At 67.8% G+C, this 24,645-nt stretch carries 24 protein-coding genes and 1 pseudogene; 16 read left to right on the top strand and 9 right to left on the bottom strand.

The genetic code is table 11. From position 1 onward, the window contains the following. Positions 1 to 564 precede the first annotated feature (564 nt). On the top strand, positions 565 to 1,419 hold the full coding sequence (gene mutM, locus EZE58_RS00405; RefSeq protein WP_040341758.1) for a bifunctional DNA-formamidopyrimidine glycosylase/DNA-(apurinic or apyrimidinic site) lyase: 855 nt from the start codon (positions 565 to 567) through the stop codon (positions 1,417 to 1,419). 95 nt (positions 1,420 to 1,514) lie between these two features. Here mutM and chrA read toward each other — a convergent pair whose 3' ends face one another. From chrA to trxB, 8 genes and pseudogenes are all read right to left on the bottom strand, one after another. Beyond that, positions 1,515 to 2,735, bottom strand: a complete 1,221-nt coding sequence (gene chrA / locus EZE58_RS00410; protein ID WP_009378308.1) for a chromate efflux transporter — start codon at positions 2,733 to 2,735, stop codon at positions 1,515 to 1,517. Then, the gene (locus EZE58_RS00415; RefSeq protein WP_009378310.1) at positions 2,728 to 3,078 is read right to left on the bottom strand and encodes a PadR family transcriptional regulator; all 351 of its coding nucleotides are present in this window, start codon (positions 3,076 to 3,078) and stop codon (positions 2,728 to 2,730) included. The genes chrA and EZE58_RS00415 overlap by 8 nt, the downstream gene beginning before the upstream one ends. Before the next feature lie 163 nt (positions 3,079 to 3,241). Continuing rightward, positions 3,242 to 3,646: a low molecular weight phosphatase family protein gene (locus EZE58_RS17290; protein ID WP_223289987.1), complete on the bottom strand. Its 405-nt coding sequence runs from the start codon at positions 3,644 to 3,646 to the stop codon at positions 3,242 to 3,244. A 42-nt stretch (positions 3,647 to 3,688) separates the two neighbouring features. After that, positions 3,689 to 4,087 (bottom strand): annotated as a pseudogene (locus EZE58_RS17295) (arsenate reductase ArsC); the annotation flags it as partial. Positions 4,088 to 4,102: 15 nt separating this feature from the next. After that, positions 4,103 to 5,095 (bottom strand): metalloregulator ArsR/SmtB family transcription factor, encoded by a 993-nt coding sequence (locus tag EZE58_RS00425; protein WP_009378314.1) that lies wholly within the window; start codon positions 5,093 to 5,095, stop codon positions 4,103 to 4,105. After that, entirely contained in the window at positions 5,095 to 6,201 is a 1,107-nt protein-coding gene (gene arsB / locus EZE58_RS00430; RefSeq protein ID WP_063249034.1) for an ACR3 family arsenite efflux transporter, read from the bottom strand. The genes EZE58_RS00425 and arsB overlap by 1 nt, the downstream gene beginning before the upstream one ends. Beyond that, complete coding sequence (gene trxA / locus EZE58_RS00435; protein ID WP_063249033.1) at positions 6,198 to 6,524, bottom strand: thioredoxin; 327 nt, start codon at positions 6,522 to 6,524, stop codon at positions 6,198 to 6,200. Before trxA ends, arsB begins: the two co-directional genes overlap by 4 nt. After that, on the bottom strand, positions 6,521 to 7,495 hold the full coding sequence (trxB, locus tag EZE58_RS00440; protein WP_040341762.1) for a thioredoxin-disulfide reductase: 975 nt from the start codon (positions 7,493 to 7,495) through the stop codon (positions 6,521 to 6,523). The genes trxA and trxB overlap by 4 nt, the downstream gene beginning before the upstream one ends. Before the next feature lie 601 nt (positions 7,496 to 8,096). Between trxB and EZE58_RS00445 the strand changes: the two genes are divergently transcribed. Next, complete coding sequence (locus EZE58_RS00445) at positions 8,097 to 8,243, top strand: zinc finger domain-containing protein (protein WP_009378324.1); 147 nt, start codon at positions 8,097 to 8,099, stop codon at positions 8,241 to 8,243. A 34-nt stretch (positions 8,244 to 8,277) separates the two neighbouring features. On the opposite strand, the gene EZE58_RS00450 is transcribed toward EZE58_RS00445, so the two are convergent. Next, positions 8,278 to 10,212 carry a BCCT family transporter gene (locus tag EZE58_RS00450; protein WP_009378326.1) on the bottom strand — a complete coding sequence of 645 codons (1,935 nt, stop codon included), beginning with the start codon at positions 10,210 to 10,212 and terminating at the stop codon, positions 8,278 to 8,280. A gap of 177 nt (positions 10,213 to 10,389) precedes the next feature. Here EZE58_RS00450 and smc point away from each other — a divergent pair, with 177 nt between their 5' ends. From smc to EZE58_RS00520, 14 genes are all read left to right on the top strand, one after another. After that, positions 10,390 to 13,983: a chromosome segregation protein SMC gene (gene smc, locus EZE58_RS00455; RefSeq protein ID WP_167559568.1), complete on the top strand. Its 3,594-nt coding sequence runs from the start codon at positions 10,390 to 10,392 to the stop codon at positions 13,981 to 13,983. A 192-nt stretch (positions 13,984 to 14,175) separates the two neighbouring features. Continuing rightward, a complete protein-coding gene (locus tag EZE58_RS00460) occupies positions 14,176 to 14,577 on the top strand; it encodes a hypothetical protein (RefSeq protein WP_009378330.1) in 402 nt (133 codons plus the stop codon). Positions 14,578 to 14,702: 125 nt separating this feature from the next. Further along, positions 14,703 to 15,845: a signal recognition particle-docking protein FtsY gene (ftsY, locus tag EZE58_RS00465; RefSeq protein ID WP_009378332.1), complete on the top strand. Its 1,143-nt coding sequence runs from the start codon at positions 14,703 to 14,705 to the stop codon at positions 15,843 to 15,845. Positions 15,846 to 16,078: 233 nt separating this feature from the next. Continuing rightward, entirely contained in the window at positions 16,079 to 17,299 is a 1,221-nt protein-coding gene (locus EZE58_RS00470; RefSeq protein WP_009378335.1) for an ammonium transporter, read from the top strand. A gap of 212 nt (positions 17,300 to 17,511) precedes the next feature. After that, a complete protein-coding gene (gene ffh, locus EZE58_RS00475; protein ID WP_009378336.1) occupies positions 17,512 to 19,116 on the top strand; it encodes a signal recognition particle protein in 1,605 nt (534 codons plus the stop codon). A gap of 155 nt (positions 19,117 to 19,271) precedes the next feature. Continuing rightward, on the top strand, positions 19,272 to 19,745 hold the full coding sequence (gene rpsP, locus EZE58_RS00480; RefSeq protein WP_009378337.1) for a 30S ribosomal protein S16: 474 nt from the start codon (positions 19,272 to 19,274) through the stop codon (positions 19,743 to 19,745). A 1-nt stretch (position 19,746) separates the two neighbouring features. After that, positions 19,747 to 19,977 carry an RNA-binding protein gene (locus EZE58_RS00485; RefSeq protein ID WP_009378338.1) on the top strand — a complete coding sequence of 77 codons (231 nt, stop codon included), beginning with the start codon at positions 19,747 to 19,749 and terminating at the stop codon, positions 19,975 to 19,977. A 230-nt stretch (positions 19,978 to 20,207) separates the two neighbouring features. After that, the gene (gene rimM / locus EZE58_RS00490) at positions 20,208 to 20,708 is read left to right on the top strand and encodes a ribosome maturation factor RimM (protein WP_009378339.1); all 501 of its coding nucleotides are present in this window, start codon (positions 20,208 to 20,210) and stop codon (positions 20,706 to 20,708) included. 8 nt (positions 20,709 to 20,716) lie between these two features. Next, on the top strand, positions 20,717 to 21,487 hold the full coding sequence (trmD, locus tag EZE58_RS00495; RefSeq protein WP_009378340.1) for a tRNA (guanosine(37)-N1)-methyltransferase TrmD: 771 nt from the start codon (positions 20,717 to 20,719) through the stop codon (positions 21,485 to 21,487). A 171-nt stretch (positions 21,488 to 21,658) separates the two neighbouring features. Then, positions 21,659 to 22,000 (top strand): 50S ribosomal protein L19, encoded by a 342-nt coding sequence (rplS, locus tag EZE58_RS00500; protein WP_009378341.1) that lies wholly within the window; start codon positions 21,659 to 21,661, stop codon positions 21,998 to 22,000. A 33-nt stretch (positions 22,001 to 22,033) separates the two neighbouring features. Then, the gene (lepB, locus tag EZE58_RS00505; protein ID WP_009378342.1) at positions 22,034 to 22,714 is read left to right on the top strand and encodes a signal peptidase I; all 681 of its coding nucleotides are present in this window, start codon (positions 22,034 to 22,036) and stop codon (positions 22,712 to 22,714) included. A 54-nt stretch (positions 22,715 to 22,768) separates the two neighbouring features. Beyond that, positions 22,769 to 23,470 (top strand): signal peptidase I, encoded by a 702-nt coding sequence (gene lepB / locus EZE58_RS00510; RefSeq protein ID WP_009378343.1) that lies wholly within the window; start codon positions 22,769 to 22,771, stop codon positions 23,468 to 23,470. Beyond that, positions 23,470 to 24,210: a ribonuclease HII gene (locus tag EZE58_RS00515; RefSeq protein WP_009378344.1), complete on the top strand. Its 741-nt coding sequence runs from the start codon at positions 23,470 to 23,472 to the stop codon at positions 24,208 to 24,210. The genes lepB (EZE58_RS00510) and EZE58_RS00515 overlap by 1 nt, the downstream gene beginning before the upstream one ends. Further along, positions 24,207 to 24,524, top strand: coding sequence for a DUF2469 domain-containing protein (locus EZE58_RS00520; protein WP_009378345.1), 318 nt, complete (start codon positions 24,207 to 24,209; stop codon positions 24,522 to 24,524). Before EZE58_RS00515 ends, EZE58_RS00520 begins: the two co-directional genes overlap by 4 nt. Positions 24,525 to 24,645: the final 121 nt, after the last annotated feature.

Genomic DNA, 24,645 nt, shown 5'->3' on the forward strand with positions numbered 1-24,645 from the left:
GGGGTGCCGGGATCCCTCAATCAGAGAAGTGCCGAAGGCGGGCCTCGGCTCTCGTCAGGGCGGCCGGCGGGCGTCGCTCAGGTCCCCACTACCACCTGATCGAACAGAAGGCCAAGAGAAGGAGAAGTGGAGGCCGGGACTGCTTCGATGGCGAAGGCGTCCTGTGCGCACGGGTCGCGGATGCCCGATCCTTCCTTCGATCGGGCAGTTGGTAGGTTGACGTCGTGAGGCCGTACTCTGGTGTGGAGGCAGCACACATCATACGCACGTCACTTAGCGGTGAAGTAGCCTCTGACCAGCGAAAACGCCATCGTCTTACTCTCCCAGTTTTTCAATGTATCTATCGTGGGAAGTAGGGCTACTTAAACATTGCATTAAAGCGGGTCGAAGGAGGCCGTTCACTCCAATGTCGCGATTGGCAGTGCCGGTCAGCGGGCCGGCGTCAACGAATCATACCCCGGTCTGACTTGGCACGACAGGCTCTGTCCAAGCGCCTCGATAGCCCGACCTGTTCAGTAGCGCACCGCCGTAGCCCTGGGTCCCGGACACTGCGAGGTGCTACCCGTGCCTGAACTTCCTGAGGTCGAGGTCGTGCGCCGTGGACTCGACGATCATGTCCGTGGCCGGACGATCGCCTCGGCCACTATTCTGCATCCGCGTGCGGCCCGCCGTCATGTGCGCGGTACGGAGGATTTGGCCGCACGGATGGTCGGGGCGACGATCACGGGGACTGCCCGCCGCGGTAAGTACCTGTGGCTGATCCTGGACGGCGAGGACGCACTACTGGCTCACCTGGGGATGAGCGGGCAGATGCTCATCACGTCGCCTGATGCTGCCGTCGCTGCGCACGAGCGGGCGCGGATCACCTTCACCGACGGCGGCCACGATCTGCGGTTCGATGACCAGCGCACGTTCGGGCATCTGATGTACGACGAAGGCGGAGCGGTGCTACCCTCGCCGATCGCCCACATCGCGCGGGATCCGTTCGATCCGCTGTTCGACCAGCCGGCAGCAGTTGCGTTGATCAAGGCCAAAAAAACCGGCATCAAGCGCGTGCTGCTGGACCAGACGGTAGTGTCCGGCATCGGGAACATCTACGCCGACGAAGCACTCTGGGCTGCCAAGGTGCACGGGGAGACGGCGGCATCGTCCTTGAGCAAGCCAAGGATCTCAACGCTGATCGATGCTGCGCGCGACGTCATGGCCGCCGCGCTAAACCAAGGCGGAACCTCGTTCGATTCCCTCTATGTCGACGTGGCCGGCAGCAGCGGTTATTTTGCCCGCAGCCTGAATGCCTACGGTCGTACCGGCCAGCCTTGCACGCGCTGCGGGACGCCGATCGTGCGGGAACAATTCATGAACCGCTCGAGCCACTCGTGTCCGATCTGCCAGCGAAAATCGACAACGACCCTAGCGTGATGAGGAGTTTGCCTGAGGAGGCCAGGTCACGGACGTTGAGCAGACAGATGTGGAGAAAGTGCTCAGGGCTCCCGCGGACGACACAAGCTGTCCGTTCAGGGCACGAGCGAGAGCAGCACTCCTCCAGCAGCGCCGACGATCACGACGACCCACGGCGGCAGCTTCCACGCGATCAGGAGCACGAAGCAGACCAGCGCGAGAGCGAACGGGCCGGGGCCGGTGATCGCGGTGGAGAACACCGGGGAGTACAGGGCTGCGGCGAGGATACCGACGACCGCGGCGTTGGCTCCGCGCATCACGGCCTGGGCCCAGGGGCGCTGGCGCAGCGAGTTCCAGAACGGCAGCACGCCGACCAGGAGCAGGAATCCGGGCAGGAAGACGGCGACAAGGGCGATCGCCGCTCCGAGGACTCCGCCGGGCCCAGTGGTCGATGCCGTGCCCAGGAACGCGGCGAAGGTGAACAGCGGCCCGGGCACCGCCTGCGCAGCACCGTAGCCGGCCAGGAACTGCTGGTCGCCCACCCACCCGGTCTCGACGACTCCGGACTGGAGCAGCGGCAGGACGACATGCCCGCCGCCGAAGACCAGGGAGCCCGCGCGGTAAAAGGCGTCGAAGAGCGCTAGACCTCCTGAGCCCGTCGCGATCACTGCCACTGGCAGGCCGAGCAGCAGGATCCCGAACAGGACCAGGCTCGCTGCGCCGACGCCGCGCCGGACGGGGAAGTGCAGCGCCCCGCCGGTCGCCATGCTCGCAGCACGGCAGAAGAAGTACCCGGCGACCGCGCCGAGCGCGATCGCGATGACCTGCCCTGACGATCCGGCCAGCAGCAGGGCCGCGGCCGCGGCGACGGCTGCGATCGACGCGCGCTGCCTGTCGGGAGCCAGGCTCTTCGCCATCCCCAGGACCGCCTGGGCGACGATGGCGACCGCGACTATCTTCAGCCCGATGAGCAGTCCCTCGGCGACGGGGCCGGTGAACAGCGACGCCCCGTAGGCGAACGCGACCATCAGCGCCGCCGATGGCAACGTAAAGGCGAGGAACGCCGCCAGCGCGCCGAGGGCCCCGGCGCGGTGCATGCCGATCGCGAACCCGACCTGGCTCGACGCGGGGCCCGGCAGGAACTGGCAGAGCGCGACGAGGTCGGCGTACTCCCTGTCGTCCAGCCACTTCCGGCGCTCGACGGCCTCGGTGCGGAAGTAGCCCAGGTGCGCGATCGGTCCGCCGAAGGAGGTGACGCCGAGCCTGAGGAAGACGCGGAACACCTCCCAGGCGGAGCCTCCCACGGCTCTCGTCGGTGCGGACACGGCATCAGTCATGTTCGGGTTCCTCTCGGGTGAAGATCTGGACGCGCTCCCGCGCTTGGGCGAGCCCTTCGCGTCCCTTGTCGGTGACGGAGTAGTACTTGCGCACCGTGCGTCCGTCGCGCTCGGAGCGCATGGTCAGATATCCGTCGGCGACCATCCGGCGCAGCATCGGGTATAGCGTCCCGGGCGAAAGCCGGTAGCCATGGCCTGCGAGCTCCTCGATCATCCACGCCCCGTAGATCTCCTCCTGCGCTGCGTGGTGCAGGACGTGCATGCGCACGAGCCCGGACAATAGGTCGTGGTGCTCGAACTCCGTCGAAGCGTCGTCGTTGGACTCCATGTCAGCAACGTGCATCGATATCGACTACAGATAGTGAGTCAAGGACTCGGAGTCGCCTGTCTCGATGATTCAACGAACAGCTGAAGTGTCACGAGACGGCGGGGGCTTCTGCTCCGGTGCGAGAAAGTTCGATCCCCAGCAGCGCGAGCGAACGCCTTTCGTTCTTGCAGAGGTTCGCTCAGTCTTCAGATGCGAGCTCCGTGGCGAGCTCGCGGACCTTCCCGAAGATCTCATCACGGATCAGGCGCATCCGATCCTCGCCCTCGATGCCCCGCGTCGACGGCTCGTCGATCACCCAGGTCTCGAGGACCCCGGCCATTCCCGGCACGGGCTCGACCACGGCTTCCTCGCCGACGACGACGACGCGGTCCACGGAAAGCAGGAGGCCCGGGTCGATCGGCTTCGGGTGCTCGCCGTCCATGCTCGCCCCGACCTCGGAGACGGACGCGGCGGACATGGCGTTGAGCTCGGACCCCGGGGCCGTGCCCGCGGAGTGGACTTGGACGGCGTCGCCGGCGAGCTTGCGCATGAGCGCGGCGGCCATCTGGGACTTCCCGCCGTTCTTCTTGCAGACGAACAGCACCGAAGGCTGGCGCTCGTCCTGCTGCTGCGGGGCGGCCGGGGGGAGCAGTTCCTCGATGAGCGCTTCGATGCGCGAGCGGATCTCGTCGCGGATGGGCCGGACCGCCTCGATGCCCTGCCCTGCCGGGTCCTCGAGCTTCCAGTCCTCGTAGCGCTTGCCGGGGAAGAACGGGCAGGCGTCGCCGCAGCCCATGGTGATCACGAAGTCGGAGTCCTGCACGGCCTCGGTCGTGAGGACCTTGGGCTGCTCGGCGGTGATGTCGATGCCCTCTTCGCGCATGGCCTCGACCGCGATCGGGTTGATCTGGTCGGCGGGCATCGATCCTGCGGAGCGGACCTCGATGCGGTGGCCGGCTAGGTCGCGGAGGTAGCCGGCGGCCATCTGGGAGCGTCCGGCGTTGTGGACGCAGACGAACAGGACGGAGGGCTTCTGGTCGGTCATGAGGTTCCTTCGGTTTCAGTCGGTGAGGAGCGTGTCGAGCAGCTTGCGGACACGGGATTCGATGTCGTCGCGGATGGCCGCGATGCCCTCGGGCGAGGCGAGGGCCGGGTCTCCCACGGCCCAGTCCTCGTAGCGGACTCCGGGGATGACCGGGCACACATCGCCGCATCCCATGGTCACGACCACGTCGGCGGCGCGCACGGCGTCGTCGGTGAGCGGCTTCGGGAAGCGCTGAGATGCGTCGTCTCCCTCTATCTCCGCGAGCAGGGACCTGACGTGCGGGTGCACGTCCGCGGCCGGGGTAGATCCGGCCGAGCGGGCGATCACCCGTCCGCCGGAGAGCCGGCTGACCAGGGCGGCGGCGAGCTGGGAGCGGCCGGCGTTCGCGACGCAGACGAACAGCACCTGGGGTGCGGCGCTCTCGCGGTCTCGGGTGAGGTCGGCCAGGCGCTGCCTCGCGAACCGTTCGGTCAGCGGCACGATGTAGCGGGTGATCTTCGCGCTGCGGGCCAGTGCGGCGTAGGACTCCCGCACGATGCCAGTCACGGTCTCGGGCGGCAGGGCCGGGGTCGCGGCCGCGAGGTCCGCGGCGAGATGGGCGATCTGCGCGTCCGTGTCCGCAGGGTCCTCGTCAGGCAGTGCCTCGGGCGCTGCCTCGGCGATGGCCGCCGGCGCGAAGGCGTCCAGCAGTGCGGTCACCGCCGAACGGCGTGCCGGGTTGATGCGGTACCAGACCCAGGTGCCGCGGCGTTCGGCGTCCAACAGGCCCACGTTCTTGAGGACCTTCAGGTGGTGGGAGACCGTGGGCTGGGAGACCTCGGCGAGCTCGGCGAGGTCGCACACGCAGGACTCTCCGCGCGGGTCTGCCGCGATCGCCGAGAGCATCCGCAGCCGGAAGGGGTCGCCCAGCGCCTTCAACGCGCTCGCGACCGTGGCCGCGACCTCAGTGCTGATCGCGTGCGACGCTGTCGGCGCGCACGGCTCGGGCAGCAGGATGTCCTCGCTCATCATGTCCTCGATTCAGTGATGGTTTCAGCGGCGTACGGGTCTGTGCGGAACCATGCGCGGGCGGCCCAGAGCGAGACGTAGACGAGCCCCACCAGGACAGGGACCTCGATGAGGGGCCCGACGACGCCTGCCAGCGCCTGGCCGGACGCCGCCCCGAAGGTGCCGATCGCGACGGCGATCGCGAGCTCGAAGTTGTTGCCCGCCGCGGTGAAGGCCAGGGTCGTCGACCGCGCGTAGCCGAGGCCGATGCCCTTGCCGAGCAGGAGCCCGACGAACCACATCAGGCCGAAGTACACCAGCAGCGGCAGCGCGATCCGTGCGACGTCCAGCGGCTTGCCCAGCACCGCGTCTCCCTGCAGGGCGAACAGCAGCACGATGGTGAAAAGCAGGCCGTAGAGGGCCCAGGGACCGACCTTCGGGATGAACTTCTCCTCGTACCAATCCCGTCCGCGCCGCTTCTCGCCGATCCATCGCGAGGCGAAGCCCGCGACGAGCGGCACGCCGAGGAACACCAGCACGTTCAGCGCGATCTGCCAGACCGCGACCTCCAGCCCCTGAGCATCCAGGCCCAGCCAGCCGGGCAGCACCGTCAGGTAGAACCAGCCGAGCACGGAGAACATCACGACCTGGAACACCGAGTTGATCGCCACGAGCACCGCGGTCGCCTCGCGGTCGCCGCAGGCGAGGTCGTTCCAGATCACGACCATGGCGATGCAGCGCGCGAGGCCCACGATGATGAGGCCGGTGCGGTACTCGGGCAGGTCTGGCAGGAAGATCCACGCGAGGGCGAACATCACGGCGGGGCCGACCAGCCAGTTCAGCACAAGCGAGGAGGCCAGCAGCTTCTTGTCGCCGGTGACGGCGGCGACCTTGTCGTAGCGGACCTTCGCGAGCACCGGGTACATCATCACCAGCAGCCCGAGCCCGATCGGGACCGAGATCCCGCCGACCTCCAGATGGCTCAGCAGGTCTGACAGTGCAGGGAGGAATCGGCCTAGAAGGAGTCCCGCGACCATGGCGAGGCCGATCCACAGCGGCAGCCACTTGTCGAGCGTGGAGAGCCGTTTCGGCGCGATGCGGGCAGTAGCAGTGGATGCGGCGGTCATGCGAGCAGCTCCTCGAGCTTCGCGGCGATGGCAGGCTTCGGATGCGCGCCGATCAGCACATCGACCCGTTCTCCGCCCTTGTAGAAGGCGAGGGTCGGGATGGATGTCACCCCGGCTGCTGTCACGGTCTCCGGGTTCTGATCGGCGTCCACCTTGACGATCCGGGCACGACCGTCGTACTCCTCGGCGAGCTGGTCCAGGATCGGAGCGATCGCCTTGCACGGCCCGCACCAGGTGGCCCAGATGTCGACGATGACAGGTAGTTCCGACTCAGTCACCTCGGCTTGGAAAGTGGAGTCGGTGACGTGGGCAATGGTGCTCATGCGGAGACCTCCAGGACGGGCTCCGCGTGGGTAGCAGGAGCAAGATTCGACAGGTAGTGCTGGGCGTCCTGCGCGGCGGCGCAGCCGGTGCCGGCGGCGGTGATCGCCTGCCGGTACGTGTGATCCACCAGATCGCCGGCCGCGAAGACGCCCGGCAGGCTAGTCCGCGTCGACGGGTGGGCCACCTGTACATAGCCGTCGGAATCGATGCCGACCTGACCGGCCACGAGTTCGGAGCGCGGATCGTGCCCGATCGCGACGAATACCCCGGTGACGTCGAGAGCGCGCTCGGCCCCGCTGGTGGTGTCGCGCAGCCGCAACCCGGTCACTCGCTCGTCGCCGAGGATCTCGGCGACCTCGCTGTTCCATGCCACCTCGACCTTCGGGTGCTCCATGACGCGCTGGGCCATGATCTTCGACGCCCGGAACTCGTCACGCCGGTGGACCACGGTCACCTTCGAAGCGAACCGGGCGAGGAACAAGGCCTCCTCCATCGCGGAGTCTCCGCCGCCGACCACAGCGATCTGCTGATCTCGGAAGAAGAAGCCGTCGCAGGTGGCGCACCAGGAGACGCCGTGCCCGGACAAACGATCCTCCTCGGGGAGGCCGAGCTTCCGGTAGGCCGAGCCCATCGTCAGGATCACCGCGCGGGCTCGATACGTCACGCCATTCCCGGTCTCGACCATCTTCACGCCGTCGTCGAGGCTGAGGCGGATCGCATCGTCATAGACGATCTCGGCACCGAAGCGCTCGGCCTGCGCACGCATCGCCTCCATCAGCTCCGGTCCCTGGACGCCGTCCACGAAGCCGGGGAAGTTCTCCACCTCGGTCGTCGTCATCAGCGCGCCGCCGGCCGTGACCGAACCGGCGATCAACACTGGGGCGAGGCCTGCTCGCGCCGCGTAGACCGCGGCAGTGTATCCGGCAGGGCCCGATCCGACGATGACCAACTCAGTATCTTGATTCGACATGTTTCTATATTGAAGGATGTCGAATCAATAGGTCAAGCTGGCACATGAGGGTTCACTCGATGTTCACCTTGGATGTCGCCGCACCACGCACCCGCCAGGGTTGGAGCGGCCGCATGGCGGCGTGCATTGGATGCGCCTACGCCCTCAAATCCGGATGACGCACCGCGTTCCTGCACCAGGTGGCCGCATGGCGCAGCCCACGCACAGATCGGACCTTTCCCTTGAACTCAGTGGAGCGAGGGGAGTGGGCCAATGTCCGGACCGCGCCGCCTCTGACGCGGGAGCGGACGACGTCCATCGCCAAGGTCTTCACGGACCACTAGCTCGAACAGGACGCCAAAAGAAGAAGCAAGGGTGACCGGGAGTGCGTCATAGGTGACGCAGTGCCCATCCTCGATGGCGGAGGAGTCCTGTGCGCACGGTCGCGGATGCCCGGTTATACATTCGACCGCGCCGTTGGCATGTTGAAGTCTTGAGGCCGTACTCTGGTGTGTAGGCAACGCACGTCGTCCGTACGTCACTTCGTAGTGAAGTAGCCTCTGACCAGCGGATACGTCACCTTTGGAGACCCCCAGTCTTTCAATGTATCTATCGTGGGAAGTTGGGATACTTCGATCGGGCGCTGCTCGTCTACGGTCGCGGCGGCCAGGAGTGCGTGCGCTGCGGCGGCGAGATCGTCAAGCTCACCGTCGGCGGACGCGGCACCCACTTCTGCCCGCAGTGCCAGAAGGCGCCGCGGTACCGGTGAGCTGACGTGCGCTCACCTCACGGCCGGGGTCGTCTCACGTCCGACGACCGTCCGCCTCGGCGTCGGGATCATCGGGCTCGTGCCCGATCGGCGGGGGAGCGTCCCCGCCCTTCCCGACCCCGGTCCGGGCCCGGCCGGCCCCCACACGGTCCGAACCGTCTGAGCCGTCCGGCCCGTCCCCGTCGGTCGGGACCTGACTGAGCTCCGAGGTCGCCAGACCGAAGGCCTGACCGTCGTACTCGTTGACGCCGGTGGCCACGGACTGGTCGAGCAGGTGGGTCGCGAGCTCCCGTTGGATGACCAGCGGATCCTGGCAGAGGTCCTTCCACAGCGCGACGCAGAGGAGGAGCATGACGATGACGAACGGCAGCGCGGAGACGATCGTGATGTTCTTCAGCCCGTTGAGCGCCTCGGCGGGGTCACTGCCCCCGGCGAGAAGCATGACGGCGGCCACCGCACCCGTCGCGACACCCCAGAAGATGACGAGCCGCCTGCCCGGTTCAAGGGCACCGTTGGCTGAGAGCGTGCCCATGACGATCGACGCGGAGTCGGCACCGGTGACGAAGAAGATCGCGATGAGGATGACGGTGACGATCATGAGGATGATCGCGATGAGATTGGGCAGGGGAAGCGCGCCGAGGAGGTCGAAGAGGATCGTGTCCATCTTGATGTCCGGTTCACCGTCGACGATGCTTGCGAGCGCCCTGACCGTGCCCTCACCGCGTTCCGCGCGCTCCTGGATGCCGATGGCGCCGCCGCCGAAGATCGCGAACCAGATCGTCGAGACGACCGAGGGGACGATGAGGACGCCGGTGACGAACTGGCGCACGGTCCGACCGCGGGAGATGCGGGCGATGAAGAGGCCGACGAAGGGCGACCACGAGATCCACCATGCCCAGTAGAAGACCGTCCACGACGAGAGCCATTCGTTGACGCCGACTCCGTTCGCTGCCGTCCGTGAGGCCATCTGCGGCAGATCCTCGATGAACGACCCGACGGCGGAGGGGACGACGTTGAGGATGAACAGGGTCGGCCCGCCGATGAAGACGATGAGGGCGACGATGACGGCGAGGACCATGTTGATGTTCGACAGCCACTGGATGCCCTTCTCCACCCCGGAGACCGCCGAGGCGACGAACGCCGCGGTGAGGATCGCGATGATGACGACGAGGATGGGGGAGGAGACGTCGGAGAGGATGCCCGCGGTCTCGATGCCGCCGCCGATCTGGATCGCGCCGAGCCCGAGCGAGCACGCTGAACCGAAGAGGGTGGCGAGGATCGCGAGGATGTTGATGAACTTCCCGCCGATGCCGTTGACGACGCGCTCGCCGAAGAGCGAGGTGAACATCGAGGAGAAGAGCTGCGAGCGCCCGAGCCGGAACGACCCGTAGGCGACGCCGAGGCCGACGATCGCGTACATCGCCCACGGGTAGAGCGTCCAGTGGAAGAGCGTCGTGCCCATGGCTGTGCCCATCGCCTCGGCGGTCGAACCGTCGACGGTCGCCGGTGGGGGAGACATGTAGAAGAAGAGGGGCTCGCCCACACCGGAGAAGACGAGACCGATGCCCATGCCGGTCGCGAACATCATCGCGATCCACGAGGAGGTCCGGAACTCCGGGGTCTCGCCGTCCTTGCCGAGCGGGATCCGGCCGAAGCGGCTGACGGCGACGACGATGACGAAGATCGTGAACACGGTGGCGGCGATGACGAAGAGCCACCCGAAGTTGTCCATCACCCCGGTCAGCGCGGCACCGGCGACGACGCCGAGGCTCTCAGGAGAGATGAACCCCCAGACGACGAAGGCGACGGCGATGAAGCCGGCGGTGAAGAAGACGGTCTTGTCGAGTCCGATCCGGCGCAGATAGCGCTTCTTCGTCGGCGGGTTCTGCAGATGGGTGATGAGTTCGCGGGTCCTGTCGAAGCCGTTCGTCGCTGAGGTGGTCGTGGACTCGTCGGGGGAATCGCTCATGGGTTCGGTTGCCGCGACTGCGCCTCTGTGCGGCGATCCTTCCTTGGTCTCGACGGCGGTGGAGCTTATGCAGGCGGCACCGGATAGGCGACGTGAGAGGCAGACTACCAAAATGTGTGACGTGGGCAACAGGGTGAGCGGGGCGATGCCCGCAATCCCGCTATGCTTAAGGGCACGATGCATCTCAAAAGCCTGACCCTGCGCGGATTCAAATCCTTCGCCTCGGCCACGACCCTGAAGTTCGAGCCGGGCATCACCTGCGTCGTCGGACCCAACGGATCAGGCAAGTCCAACGTCGTCGACGCGCTGTCCTGGGTGATGGGCGAACAAGGCGCGAAGAACCTGCGCGGCGGGAAGATGGACGACGTCATCTTCGCCGGCACCTCGAAGCGCCAGGCCCTCGGCCGCGCCGAGGTGACCCTGACCATCGACAACTCCGACGGAGCCATCCCCGTCGACTACACCGAGGTGACGATCTCCCGCACCCTCTTCCGCACCGGTGGCAGTGAATACGCCGTCAACGGGGCACCCGCCCGCCTCCTCGACATCCAGGAGCTCCTCAACGACTCCGGCCTCGGCAAGGAGATGCACGTCATCGTCGGCCAGGGCCGCCTCGACGCGATCCTCCATGCCGACCCCATCGAGCGCCGCAGCTTCATCGAGGAGGCCGCCGGCGTCCTCAAGCACCGCCGCCGCAAGGACAAGGCCGTCCGCAAGCTCACCGGCCTGCAGACGAACCTCGACCGCCTCGGCGATCTGCGCACCGAACTCAACCGGCAGCTCGGACCGCTCGGACGCCAAGCCCAGGCCGCCGCCCGGGCCGCCACCGTCCAGGCCACCCTTCGCGATTCCACCGCCCGGCTGCTGGCCGACGATGCCGTGCGCCTCCAGGCCTCCCTCTTCGCCGCCTCCGACGGGGGTGGCGACCACACCGAGCGGATCGCCGACCTCGAAGCCCGCCGCACGCAGACGGAATCCCGGCTGAACGAGATCGAGACCCGCCTGACCACCGTCGAGGGCGACCTCGAAGCGATGCGAACCGCGGAGTCCCGCACCCAGACCCAGGCCGTGCGCGCCAGCGGCCTGGCCAGCCGCGCCGGAGACAAGCGCGCCCACCTCCTCTCCGAGGTCACGAGCCTCGGCCGCCGGGAGGGACGCTCACCCGCCGAGCTGCGCAGCCAGGCCGACGGCATCAGGGACGAACTCGGCGCCGCCGAGGAGGCCGTCACCGAATCGACGACCGCTCTCGAGGCCGCGAACACCCGCAAGGAGGAGCTCACCGCGGCCCTGCGGGAGGCCGAGGCCGAGGTGAAGTCCGCGCAGATCGCCATCACCGAGGCGGTGAAGAACCGCTCGACCCTCCACTCCCGCCAGGAGCAGGCACAGGCCCGCATCACCGACCTCGAATCCCGGATCGAAGCCGGGCGCACCGAGATCACGACGATCGAAGCCCGCCTCGCCGACCGCCGTGAGGCCCTCACCGTGGCCGAAGACGCGGTCGAGAACGTCGAAGAGGGCGAGAGCACCCTCGATGAGACCTACGAGACGGCGAAGGCCGCCCAGACCGCGCTCGAAGACGCACTCGCCGAGCAGAAGGCCAGGCGCGCCGACGCGAGCTCGGAGCTCGCCTCCGCCCGGGCCCGAGCGGAGGCGCTCGCCCTGGGCACCGCGCTCGAGGCCGACCTCGACGACATCGTCTCCTCCGGACTGCCCGGCGTACGGACCGCCGTGACCGAGCGGCTGACCGTGACCACCGGCTATGAGATGGCCGTGGCCGCCGCCCTGTCGACGACGGTCAGCGGCGTCATCGTCGACTCCCCGCAGGCCGCGCTCACGGTGCTCGACCACCTCGGCGAGGACACGAACGTCTCCCTGACGATCCCGAGCGGACCCCGCCCCGAACCCGACGGTGCGCCGGGGCTCGCTGAGGCGACCGCCTCGGCGGGGGGATCCGGCAAGGGCGGAGACCACGCACCGGAGGCGACGCGCCTCGCCGACGTCGTCGGTGCCGACGATCCCGACCTCGAGGGGCTCGTCAAGTCCGCCCTCTCCTCCGTCGTCTGCACTCCGGATGCGGCCGCCGCGCTCGCCGTCGTCGACGCGCACCCGCAGCTCACCGCAGTCACCGTCCACGGCGAGGTCATCACCTCGACCAGGGTGAGCCGGACCCGCACCGCCTCGGGCACGAGGCTCGCCTCCCAGACGGCGCTCGCCGAGACCGAGGAGACGATCGCCGGCCTCGAGGCGACCGTGGCCGGACTCGACGCGGAGATCACCGCCACCGAAGCCGAACTCGCCGAGGCGAAGCCCGTCACCGCCGCAGCGCTCGAGGCCCTCCACTCCTCGGACGCGCAGATCATGGCCGCCGCCGAGGAGGTCTCCCGCATCGCTGGGGAGATCAGCGCCGACGAGACCCGGCTGGCCCGGGCCGCCGACAACGACGCAGAACTCCACCGCCGACTCGCCGCCTCCCGGCAGGAGGCCGACGCCGCCGAGGCGGCACTGGCCGGAGCCGAGGACGTCGACGAGGTCGTCGACACCACCCGCCGCGACGACCTCAGCCGGCAGGTCTCCCAGACCTCTGAGGACGTCATCGAGACCCGCATCGCGCACAAGTCCGCGACCGACCGGGCGCGGTTCCTCCGCGACCGCGTCGACTCCCTGCTGCGCCAGGCCACCGCCGAGGAGGCGGCCCGCGAACAGGCCCAGCGGACGATCGCCCGCAAGACCACCGCAGCCGCCTCGGCGCAGGCGATCGCCGAAGTCGCCGAGGAGGCGGCGGCGCTGGCGACCGCCACGGTGGCCGAGCTCGGGGAGTCCATCGAGGTCCTCGTCACCGAGCGCGCGGGCCTGCGGGAGGAGAAGGGCCGCCTCGGCGAGGAGCTGAGCACGACGCGGAAGGAACTCGGCAGGCTCAAGGACGCCGCCGCCGAAGCCGAACTCGCGAAGGAGAGGTACAGGCTCAAGCTCGAGGAGATCGAGCACCGCGCCGAACAGGAGACGGGGCTCTCGATCGAGCGCCTCATCGAGGCCTACGGCCCCGACACCCCCGTTCCCGGGTTCGAAGACGGCGAGGAGGAGCGGCCCTACGTCCGCGCCGAGGTCGAGAAGCGGCACAAGGAGGCGACGAAGCAGCTCAACCGGATCGGCACAGTCAACCCGCTCGCGCTCGAGGAGTACGAAGCGCTCAAGGAGCGCCACCAGTTCCTCGAGAAGCAGATCGCCGACATCGAATCCTCCCGCAAGGACCTCATGCAGCTTGTCGAGGAGGTCGACCGTCACGTCGAACGCGTCTTCGCCGAGGCCTACGCCGACACCGCGCGCGAATTCGAGGACATCTTCTCCCGTCTCTTCCCCGGCGGTGAGGGACGATTGAGCCTTACCGACCCCGACGACATGCTCACCACCGGCGTCGACGTCCACGCCCGGCCCGCGGGGAAGAAGGTCAAGCGGCTGTCGCTGCTCTCCGGCGGGGAGCGCTCGCTCGTGGCCGTGGCCATGCTCGTCGCGATCTTCAAGGCCCGGCCGAGTCCGTTCTACGTCATGGACGAGGTCGAGGCCGCCCTCGACGACCTCAACCTCTCCCGCCTGCTCACGGTGTTCCGGGAGCTGCAGGACTCGAGCCAGCTCATCGTCATCACCCACCAGAAGCGGACGATGGAGATCGCCGACGCCCTCTACGGGGTGACGATGCACGGCGACGGGGTCTCGAAGGTGATCTCCCAGCGGATCCCCTCCCAGTCCGAGCAGTCCGCGCCAGCAGGTCACTGATGCCTCGTCGGAGGCTCCGAACCGGAGATGCTCAGGGGAGTCCCAGGGAATTCTCCAGCAGCCACACGACCCCGTATCGCTCATGCCCTGTGCAGGGACTATAGACTTGTCGGACGAAGGAGCACTGTCGGAGAACATGAGGAGCGGGACGTCCATGGCCGAGTCGGCTGAACCACGGGGTGACTGCCCGGCATGAATGCAGTTCTCGTCGTCATCGTCGGCCTCGCCATCTCCTTCGCCCTCGCCCTCGTCGTCGTCCTCCTCGTCGCCCTCCCCGGGCTGCGGGCGGAAGGCCGCCTGAAGTACTCCTCTGACGTGCAGCGGTTCCGTCTGCCGGGCCAGTGGACCGGCTACGACGACGAAGTCCACGAGTTCTTCGGTCACGACGACGGCACCTCCCACCTCGCCACGCGCGAGCAGGCGGCCGTCACCGCGATCCGCGACCACTCCTATGTGCTCCGGCCCCAGCCGCGCCGCCATGCGGCCCCGTCGCTGCTCACGGTCAGGCCGCGCACCCGCCACTGGAAGATCCCCGAATCGGGCACCGGCTGGCGCACCACCGCCGGTCTGCTCTTCAGCTCCCGCGGCACCTGAGACCACACCTCACCGCCGTGGGCACTGTCCTGCCCTCGCGCGGTCCAGCCCGTGGCACAGTCACGGGGCCCAGACCGTAACGCGTTACGGTGCACAAGACAGCAGACCAAGGAGGACGTCCCGCAATGGACCAGCCGATCATCCTGCTCATCGTCGCAGCCATCGTCTTCATCCTCGTCGTGGCGCTGGGCATCAGCCTGCGCATCAACGCCCGACGCAAGGGGCTCGGCGAGGACCGGTCGATCGACGCCGACTTCACCGGCGAGCTCTCGATCGATGAGATCTCCGAGACCGTCACGAAGGAGAGGGAGAAAGCCGCCGGCTCCGAGGTTCCCACCGAACCGGCGAGCCGCCTCGTCCGGCTGCGCGAGAGGCTCGCGAAGTCGAACTCCGGCCTCGGCCGTGGTCTGCTCAACCTCCTCTCCCGCGACACCCTCGACGAGGCGACGTGGGAGGAGATCGAGGACACCCTCATCCTCGCCGACGTCGGCGTCGAACCGACCGCCGAACTCGTCGACACCCTGCGCGAGCGGGTCAAGGTGCTCGGCACCCGCGACCCCGAGGAGGTCAGGGGACTGCTGCGCGAGGAGCTCGTCAAGCTCGTCGACCCGACGATGGACCGCGAGCTCGCGACTGCGCACACCGCCGGCGACCCGGCCGTCATGCTCGTCGTCGGCGTCAACGGCGCCGGGAAGACGACGACCGTGGGCAAGATCGCCCGCGTCCTCGTCGCCGAGGACAAGTCCGTCCTCCTCGGTGCCGCCGACACGTTCCGTGCGGCCGCCGCCGAGCAGCTGACGACGTGGGGCTCGCGTGTCGGCGTCGAGACCGTCCGCGGCGAGGAGGGTGCCGACCCCGCCTCGGTCGCCTACGCCGCCGTCGAGCAGGGCAAGGCCGAGGACGCCGACGTCGTCCTCATCGACACCGCCGGGCGTCTGCAGAACAAGGTCGGGCTCATGGACGAGCTGCGCAAGGTCAAGCGCGTGGCCACCCGTCCCCTCGGGGAGGGCCACGACATCGACGAGGTCCTCCTCGTCCTCGATGCGACGACCGGTCAGAACGGGATGCAGCAGGCGAAGGTCTTCGCCGAGGCGGTCGACATCACCGGCATCGTGCTCACGAAGCTCGACGGCACCGCGAAGGGCGGCATCGTCATCGCAGTCCAGCGGGAGCTCGGAGTCCCGGTCAAGCTCATCGGCCTCGGCGAGGGAGCCGACGACCTCGCCCCGTTCACGGCCGAGGGCTTCGTCGACGCCCTCCTCGACTGAGGGCCGCGGGCACCCTCGACTGAGGCGGCGACTCTGCCTCTGTCCAGCCGCTGAGACGGCTTTCAGAACGAGTTCGCGACTGCATTCACCACATCTGACCTGGGATTCCACCTCTCCTGAGGTCCGTGTCACATACTCGAAACATAAGCGAATCATTCCTGTGACGTCGCCAGTCGAGACTGGTCTCGTTCGGTTCGAACCGGAGCCGACTGAGACGAATGAGAGACGACGACATGGAACTCGATGCAGTGAATGTGTGGATGATGGTCGCCGCAGGGCTCGTGCTGCTGATGACCCCCGGTGTGGCCTTCTTCTACGGAGGGATGACTCGGATCAGCTCGAGCATCAACATGATGATGATGGTCTTCTCGGCGATGGCCGTCGGGGCGCTGGTCTGGGTGCTCTACGGGTACGGGCTGAGCTCGGGCGAGTCGATCGGCGGCATCGTCGGCAACCCGCTCAGCCAGATCGGCCTCTCCGGCGCGGTGGCGGGTGAACCTGAGACGCTCATCTCGATCGGCTTCGGTGCGACCTTCGCAATGATCGCGATCGCCCTCATCGCCGGAGCCGTGGCCGACCGGGCGAAGTTCTCCACCTGGCTCGTCTTCGCCGCCCTCTGGGTCACCTTCGTCTACTGCCCGCTCGCCTTCATGGTCTGGGGTGATGGGATACTCACCGCCGACGGCGCGATCGGCAGCGTCTTCGGTGCCGCGATCGACTTCGCCGGAGGCACCGTCGTCCACATCAACGCCGGCATCTCCGCCCTCGTCCTCGTCGTCGTCATGGGCCGCCGGGTCCGCTACTCGACGCCGCACAAGCCGCACAACATCCCCATCACCGTCCTCGGCGCAGCACTGCTGTGGTTCGGCTGGTTCGGGTTCAACGGCGGCGCCGCCTCGACGATCGAGCAGGCCGGGCTCATCTGGGTCAACACCCTCGTCGCTCCTGCCGCCGGCATGATCACGTGGATCACCATCGAACGTCTGCGCGCCTCGCGTCCGAGCAGCATCGGCAGCGTCTCGGGCCTCATCGCCGGTCTCGTCGCGATCACCCCGGCCTGCGCCGACGTCGAACCCTACGCCGCGATCCTCATCGGCGTCGCCGCCGGCGCCGGAGCCTACTTTGCGGTCGTCGCGAAGAACCGCCTGCGCTACGACGACGCGCTCGACGTCGTCGCCGTCCACCTCGTCGCCGGCATCATCGGCACGGTGATGATCGGGTTCTTCGCGATCCCCACCGAGGAGACCGCGGCCGGACTCTTCTACGGCGGGGGCTTCGGACTCCTCGTCGCCCAGATCGTCGCCTGCCTCGTCGCCCTCGTCTACGCCGGAGCCGTCACCCTCGTCATCTCGCTCGTGCTGCGGAAGACCATGGGACTGCGGATCGATCCGCGCGACGAACTCGACGGCATCGACACCATCGAACACGCGGAGCGGGCCTACTCCTTCCGCTGACCCGAGACTCCCGTCAGGGGGCCGGTCGGTCTCGCCGGCCGCCTCGACGGGGGAGTACGCCGGAGTGCTCACAGACCACCCCACCCGAGGTCCCAGCAGACGACTCGGGTGGGGTGCTCTGGCGTCGGGGAAGGGGGCCGCGGGATTCGGAGCCTCCCAGGCGGAGTTGTTAGTCTAGAGAGTCGACCATTGCATACGAAGAAGGCTTGCACGTGTTCAACTCCCTCTCCGACAGGCTCACCGCGACGTTCAAGAATCTCCGCGGCAAGGGCAGGCTCTCGGAAGCCGATGTCGATGCCACTATCCGCGAGATCCGCCGCGCGCTCCTCGACGCCGACGTGGCGCTGCCCGTCGTCCGCGCGTTCACGGGGCGGATCCGCGAACGGGCGCTGTCGGAAGAGGTCTCGGGTGCCCTCAACCCGGGTCAGCAGGTCGTCAAGATCGTCAATGAGGAACTCGTCGGCATCCTCGGCGGACAGACGCGGCGGCTGACCTTCGCCAAGCGCCCGCCGACGGTGATCATGCTCGCCGGCCTCCAGGGTGCCGGCAAGACGACGCTCGCGGGCAAGCTCGCTCACTGGCTCAAGTCCGAGGGCCACCGCCCGATGCTCGTCGCCGCCGACCTCCAGCGGCCCAATGCGGTGGGCCAGCTCCAGATCGTCGGTGAGCGTGCCGGTGCCGTCGTCTACGCGCCCGAACCGGGCAACGGCGTCGGCGACCCGGTCAAGGTCGCCACCGACGCCATCGACGTCGCAAAGTCGAAGCTCCACGATGTCGTCATCGTCGACACCGCAGGCCGCCTCGGCATCGACGAGGAGCTCATGCAGCAGGCCGCGGACATCCGCGCGGCGGTCAACCCCGACGAGGTCCTCTTCGTCATCGACGCGATGATCGGTCAGGACGCCGTGACGACCGCCGAGGCGTTCCTTCAGGGCGTCGACTTCACCGGTGTCGTGCTCTCGAAGCTCGACGGCGACTCCCGCGGTGGTGCCGCGCTCTCGGTCGCCGAGGTGACCGGCAAGCCGATCATGTTCGCCTCGACCGGTGAGTCGATGACCGACTTCGAGCCGTTCCACCCCGACCGGATGGCCGACCGCATCCTCGACATGGGCGACATCCTCACCCTCATCGAGCAGGCCGAGAAGAACTTCGACGAGAAGGAGACCGCGAAGCTCCAGAAGAAGTTCGAGTCCGGCGAGGACTTCGACCTCAACGACTTCCTCACCCAGATGGCCGGTCTGCGGAAGATGGGCTCGATGAAGAAGATGCTCGGCATGATGCCGGGCATGAGCCAGTACAAGGACCAGATCGAGAACTTCGACGAGCGCGAGGTCGACCGGGTCGAGGCGATCGTGAGATCGATGACACCGTACGAGCGCAGCAACCCGAAGGTCCTCAACGGATCACGTCGCGCCCGCATCGCCAAGGGCGCCGGCACCACGGTGACCGCGGTCAACCAGCTCATGGAGCGCTTCACGCAGGCGCAGAAGCTCATGCGCGGCATGGGCCGCGGCGGCGGTATGCCGGGGATGCCCGGGATGGGCGGCATGCCCGGAATGGGCGGACTGCCCGGTGGGGGAGGCCCCAACCGGAAGAAGAAGGCCGCGGGGAAGAAGAAGGGCCGCAAGGCCGGCCAGTCGGGCAACCCGGCCAAGCGCGCCGAGCAGGCCCAGGCCGCCCAGGACCGGAAGGCGGGGAAGACGAAGGACCCGGTCGGTTCCGCGTTCGGCGGCGTCGACCTCGGCGGGGATGAGGACTTCGATCTCGCGAAGCTGCCGAAGGGATTCGGCGGCATGTTCCCAGGTGGAAAGAAGTAGCCCTTTCTGGCACAATGATCTCTTGTACTTTCGCCTCGGCGCGGGCCCTCTCTTCTGCCTCGAGTCGATAGTCCAGGTCGCAGACTCCGCCACGTCAACCCCACGACTGTGCGGTGCCTCTGTGCAAACAGAACACAAAAGGAGACACCACTACAGTGGCAGTCAAGATTCGTCTGACCCGCATCGGCAAGGTCCATGCACCCTTCTACCGTGTCGTCGTCGCCGACTCGCGCACCCGTCGCGACGGTCGCGCGATCGAGGAGATCGGCATCTACCAGCCGCTCAGCGACCCCTCGGTCATCAAGATCGACTCGGAGCGCGCGCAGTACTGGCTCTCCGTCGGCGCCCAGCCGACCGACCAGGTCCGCAACCTCCTCAAGCTGACCGGCGACTGGCAGAAGTTCACCGGTGAGGGCGAAGCCGTCAACACCGTCAAGCCGCAGCCGGAGAAGGAAGCCTACGTCGCTCCCAACGCCGACTCGGTGATCAAGGAAGCCATCACCCAGAAGGGCTCCGGCAAGGCCGACGCCGCTGAGGTCGAGGCTGAGGACACCGCTGCCGACGACGTCGCCAAGGCCGTCGAGGCCGAGGACGCCGCTCAGGCCGAAGCCGCTGAGGACAACGCCTGACATGTTGGCTGATTCGCTCGAACACCTGGTCCGCGGTATCGTCGATCATCCCGACGACGTCGCAGTTCGGTCCCGGTCGTCCCAGCGTGGGACGACGCTCGAGGTCCGGGTTCACCCCGACGACCTCGGACGTGTCATCGGCCGCGCGGGTCGCACCGCGAAGGCCCTGCGCACCGTGATCAACTCCCTCGCCGGCCGTGAGTCGGTGCGGGTGGACCTCATCGAGGCGTAGACCAACCACCGCGAAGGGGACGTCGGCCGCGTGCCGGACGTCCCCTTCGTGCATTCACCGCCGAGGCGGGGCTCGGGTCGGTGCCGACGCAACCGCTCGGTCTGAGTCCGCATGGTACGGATCGATCCATGCCATGCGGATCGGAACCGAGCGGGTGCAGCCGCAGAGGGTCCCGGCCGGAGAACTACACTGAGTGCTGAACGAGCACTCGCACACGACAAGGAGCACGCATGGACTTGGTGGTCGCCCGGCTGGGCAAACCGCACGGCATCAGAGGCGAATTCACCGTCGAGGTCCGCACCGACCGGCCCGACGAGCGGCTCGTGCCCGGGATGACCTATGCGACCGACCCGGACATCGGCGAACTCACGCTCACGTCCGCCCGCTGGCACCGCGACCGCCTGCTGCTCGCCTTCGACGAGGTCCCCGACCGGACACGCGCCGAGGAGATCCGCAACACGCTGCTCCTCGCCGAGCAGGACGACGAAGCCGACGACGAAGAGGCGTGGCTGCTCGACGACCTCATCGGACTCAAGGCGTTCGTCGGCGATGAGCAGGTCGGCGAGATCGTCGACGTCACCAACGGCACCGCCCAGGACCTCCTCCACCTCAGGCACACCGACGGCCACGAGGTCCTCATCCCGTTCGTTACCGAGATCGTCCCCGAGGTCGACACCGACGCCGGACGCATCGCGCTCACCCCGCCGGCCGGCCTCCTCGACGCCGAGTGAGCCCGGGCATGCGCATCGACGTCGTCTCGATCTTCCCCGCCTATCTCGAGGGGCTCAAGCTCTCCCTCATCGGCAAGGCCATCGAGCAGGGACTCCTCGACCTCACCGTCCACGACCTCCGCGACTTCACGTTCGACCGCCACCGCACCGTCGACGACTCGCCCTACGGGGGCGGGGCAGGCATGGTGATGAAGGCCGAGCCGTGGGCACTCGCGCTCGAGCACATCCTCGGCGAGGGGACGGGGGAGGCGACGAAGCCGATCCTCATCGTCCCGAGTCCCGCAGGTGAGGTCTTCGATCAGCGGATCGCGGAGGAGCTCGCGCACACCGAGCACCTCACGTTCGCGTGCGGACGCTACGAGGGCATCGACCAGCGCGTCCTCGACTGGGCGGGGCAGTCCTTCGAGGTGCGGCCGATGAGCATCGGCGACTACGTCCTCAACGGCGGCGAGGTCGCCTCGATGGTGATGATCGAAGCGGTCAGCCGGCTCATCCCCGGCGTCATCGGCAACCCCGAGTCCCTGACCGAAGAGAGCCACGAGGACGGCCTCCTCGAATACCCGATCTTCACCAAGCCCGCCACTTGGCGCGGCCACGACGTCCCGGAGATCCTGCTCAGCGGCAACCATGCCGCGATCGCCCGGTGGCGACGTGACCGACGTCTCGAACGCACCGCCGAGGTCAGGCCGGACCTGCTCACGGGCCTCGGTGACCTCGACGCCCGGGACCGGGAGGTCCTCGATCGGTTTGAGTCCGGGGACGGAACCGTGACAGAATAGATCGTCGCGTTTGTTGGCATCCACCTGCTTCAGGGGGATGGGTGCCCGAATCGCCCGCCGGATGGACTCCGGCGGCCAGGGGAGCGATCCCGGCAGACGAATCCGATCACCGGTCAGACCGGTCCGATATGCGTGTCCTCGACCTGAAGCAGAGGCCACAGGAGAAGCACTATGCAGAAGCTCGATGTTGTCGATGCAGCCTCGCTGAAGTCCGACGTCCCCGATTTCCGCCCCGGTGACACCCTCAACGTCCACGTCCGCGTGGTCGAGGGCAGCCGTTCGCGTATCCAGGTCTTCAAGGGCGTCGTCATCCGTCGCCAGGGCGACGGCGTTCGCGAGACGTTCACCGTTCGCAAGATCAGCTTCGGCGTCGGAGTCGAGCGCACCCTCCCGGTGCACTCGCCGATCGTCGAGCAGATCGAGGTCCTCTCCCGCGGCGACGTCCGCCGCGCGAAGCTCTACTACCTCCGCAACCTCCGCGGCAAGGCTGCTCGCATCCGCGAAAAGGCCTGATGACCGTCCGGCTCAGCGCCGCACGGACACGACATGCCGCAGCATGACGAGAACGCGACCTCCGGGTCGCGTTTTCGCATTTCCGGGATGGGGCGAGGAGGCGCGCGCGAAGGCGGCGCGTCCTCGTCCCGCCGCCTCTCGCCCACGGTGTGGAAGGTCCTCGCCGCCATCGCCGTCGTCATCGTCGTCCTCGGCGCCTCGGCGCGCGGCTTCGTCATCCAGCGCTTCACCATCCCCAGTGAGTCGATGCAGCCGACCCTCATGGCCGGCGACACGATCTCCGTGTGGCGCCCCGATGCGCTGGGCGGTCGGATCGACCGCGGCGACATCGTCGTCTTCGACGGACGCGGCTCCTTCGTCGACGACGCCCTGCCCACCCCGCTGCAGAAGATCGGCTCGTGGGTCGGCGTCGGTCCCCGCGACGTCTACTTCGTCAAACGCGTCATCGCCCTGGGCGGGGACACCGTCGAATGCTGCGATGCGCAGGGCCGACTGCTCCTCAACGGCGAACCCCTGAACGAGGAGTACGCGCCGCTACCCGCCTCGGCGACCGAATTCTCCACCCGGATCCCCCAAGGCACCATGTGGGTGATGGGCGACAACCGGAACGACTCCGCCGATTCCCGGGCGCTGCTCGGGCGCCCCGGCGGCGGCTTCATCCCCGTCGACCGCGTCATCGGCCCGGTCATCGGTCACGGCTCCAGCATCGACTGATACGCTCGTTCCAGCCACCCCGCGCCGGTCGCGGACCCATGCGAAAGCGAACGAATGACCACCGAACCTCAGCCCTCCCCGCCCAAGTCGAAGAAGCTCCTGCGCGGCCTTGCCGAGACCGTGGTCATCATCATCATCGCCCTCCTCATCTCCACCGCGCTGAAGACCTGGGTGGTCCGATCGTTCTACATTCCCTCCGGCTCGATGATGGACACCCTGCAGATCGACGACCGGGTCCTCGTCAACCAGCTCGCCCCCAAGTTCGGCCCGGCCAACCGCGGTGACATCATCGTCTTCGACGATCCCGACGACTGGCTCACCGACGCCGAGGTGTCCGCCTACCAGCCCAACCCCGTCCTCGAATTCCTCGGCCTCGCCCCCTCCGACGCGGGCAACCAGCTCGTCAAACGCGTCATCGGGGTCGGCGGGGACACCGTCGAATGCTGCGACGCCCAGGGGAGGATCCTCGTCAACGGCACCCCCATCGAGGAGACGTATCTGCCGCCGGACACTGCGCCCTCCGAGATGGAGTTCTCCGTCACCGTGCCCGAAGGCTCCTACTGGGTGATGGGCGACAACCGGAGCAACTCCGCCGATTCGCGCTACCACCAGGACACCCAGCCGTTCGTTCCCGCCGAGAACGTCGTCGGCACCGTGTTCTTCGTCAACTGGCCGCTCAGCCACGTCCGGTGGGTCTCCACCCCCAAGGACGTCTTCGCAGACGTGCCCGATCCGCAGGGAATCACTGTCAGCTGATGACCGGACGAGGACTGCACGACCTCGGCGTCGAACGCGCACTCGCCGCCGAGGGGTATGAGATCGTCATCGGCGTCGACGAGGTGGGACGCGGAGCGCTCGCCGGACCGGTGAGCGTCGGCGTCGCCGTCTTCGAACTCGGCCCCCTGTGCGCCGCCGACGTGCCCGAGGGCATCCACGACTCCAAACAGCTCGACGGTCCCTCTCGGTCGGCGGCGACCGCTCGCGTCCAGGCATGGGCGCACGCCTCGGCCGTCGGATCGACCCTGCCTGCCGAGATCGACGCCCTCGGGATGACCATGGCCCTCAACCTCGCGGCTCGGCGGGCACTCGAGGGTGCGCTCGGCACAGCGTCCGGCGGCCCGGGTGCGGGTGCGTCGTCGCGACCGACGATGATCCTCCTCGACGGCAAGCACGACTGGCTCTCGGCTCCACTCACGCTCGACTGCCTGGGGATATTCGGGCCCGCCGCCGACATGGAGCTGCCGCCCGTGCGCACCGTGATCAAGGGCGACGGCAGCGTTCCCGTCATCGCGGCGGCGAGTATCGTGGCGAAAGTGCACCGCGACGAAACGATGATCAGCCTCGCCGAGGCGCACCCGCAGTATGGTTGGGAGTCGAACGTCGGATACGGAACCGTTCACCACCGGCAGGCCATCGCCGAGCACGGACCGAGCCTCCACCACCGGATGAGCTTCCGGCTGCACCCCGAGAACGACGCGAAGAGAGGAACGACGTGAGCACAGACGATCTCGACGACTACGAGGCCCAGCTCGAACTCCAGCTCTACAAGGAGTACCGCGATGTCGTCGGTCTCTTCGCCTACGTCGTCGAGACCGAACGCCGCTTCTACCTCGCCAACCACGTCGACCTCAAAGCGCACAACGACGCCGGCGACGTCTACTTCGAGCTCACCCTGCGCGATGCCTGGGTGTGGGACAGCTACCGGTCGGCCAGGTTCATCAAGATGGTCCACGTGCTCACGTTCAAGGACGTCAACATTGAGGAGATCGCCAAGTCCGACCTCGAGCCGCCGACCTCGATCGGGCGCTGAGCCGCCGCTGAACGGAATGCCGTCGGCGCCGAGGCTGACAGCCCTGACTCGTGCGTGATCCGGGTGTGGAGCGTCGCGCACTCATGTGCTCACGGCCTGTGGAGGCTCAACCGCTGTCCAC

This window comes from Brevibacterium sp. LS14, from assembly GCF_012027885.1.
Lineage (GTDB): Bacteria > Actinomycetota > Actinomycetes > Actinomycetales > Brevibacteriaceae > Brevibacterium > Brevibacterium casei.

Excerpts from the sequence above, each read along its gene's own strand:
- chrA (WP_009378308.1), bottom strand. The coding sequence starts at position 2,735 with ATGACTGATGCCGTGTCCGCACCGACGAGAGCCGTGGGAGGCTCCGCC.
- EZE58_RS00415 (WP_009378310.1), bottom strand. The coding sequence starts at position 3,078 with ATGCACGTTGCTGACATGGAGTCCAACGACGACGCTTCGACGGAGTTC.
- EZE58_RS00425 (WP_009378314.1), bottom strand. The coding sequence starts at position 5,095 with ATGAGCGAGGACATCCTGCTGCCCGAGCCGTGCGCGCCGACAGCGTCG.
- arsB (WP_063249034.1), bottom strand. The coding sequence starts at position 6,201 with ATGACCGCCGCATCCACTGCTACTGCCCGCATCGCGCCGAAACGGCTC.
- trxA (WP_063249033.1), bottom strand. The coding sequence starts at position 6,524 with ATGAGCACCATTGCCCACGTCACCGACTCCACTTTCCAAGCCGAGGTG.
- trxB (WP_040341762.1), bottom strand. The coding sequence starts at position 7,495 with ATGTCGAATCAAGATACTGAGTTGGTCATCGTCGGATCGGGCCCTGCC.
- EZE58_RS00450 (WP_009378326.1), bottom strand. The coding sequence starts at position 10,212 with ATGAGCGATTCCCCCGACGAGTCCACGACCACCTCAGCGACGAACGGC.
- smc (WP_167559568.1), top strand. The coding sequence starts at position 10,390 with ATGCATCTCAAAAGCCTGACCCTGCGCGGATTCAAATCCTTCGCCTCG.
- EZE58_RS00460 (WP_009378330.1), top strand. The coding sequence starts at position 14,176 with ATGAATGCAGTTCTCGTCGTCATCGTCGGCCTCGCCATCTCCTTCGCC.
- ftsY (WP_009378332.1), top strand. The coding sequence starts at position 14,703 with ATGGACCAGCCGATCATCCTGCTCATCGTCGCAGCCATCGTCTTCATC.
- EZE58_RS00470 (WP_009378335.1), top strand. The coding sequence starts at position 16,079 with ATGGAACTCGATGCAGTGAATGTGTGGATGATGGTCGCCGCAGGGCTC.
- EZE58_RS00485 (WP_009378338.1), top strand. The coding sequence starts at position 19,747 with ATGTTGGCTGATTCGCTCGAACACCTGGTCCGCGGTATCGTCGATCAT.
- rimM (WP_009378339.1), top strand. The coding sequence starts at position 20,208 with ATGGACTTGGTGGTCGCCCGGCTGGGCAAACCGCACGGCATCAGAGGC.
- trmD (WP_009378340.1), top strand. The coding sequence starts at position 20,717 with ATGCGCATCGACGTCGTCTCGATCTTCCCCGCCTATCTCGAGGGGCTC.
- rplS (WP_009378341.1), top strand. The coding sequence starts at position 21,659 with ATGCAGAAGCTCGATGTTGTCGATGCAGCCTCGCTGAAGTCCGACGTC.
- lepB (WP_009378342.1), top strand. The coding sequence starts at position 22,034 with ATGCCGCAGCATGACGAGAACGCGACCTCCGGGTCGCGTTTTCGCATT.
- lepB (WP_009378343.1), top strand. The coding sequence starts at position 22,769 with ATGACCACCGAACCTCAGCCCTCCCCGCCCAAGTCGAAGAAGCTCCTG.
- EZE58_RS00515 (WP_009378344.1), top strand. The coding sequence starts at position 23,470 with ATGACCGGACGAGGACTGCACGACCTCGGCGTCGAACGCGCACTCGCC.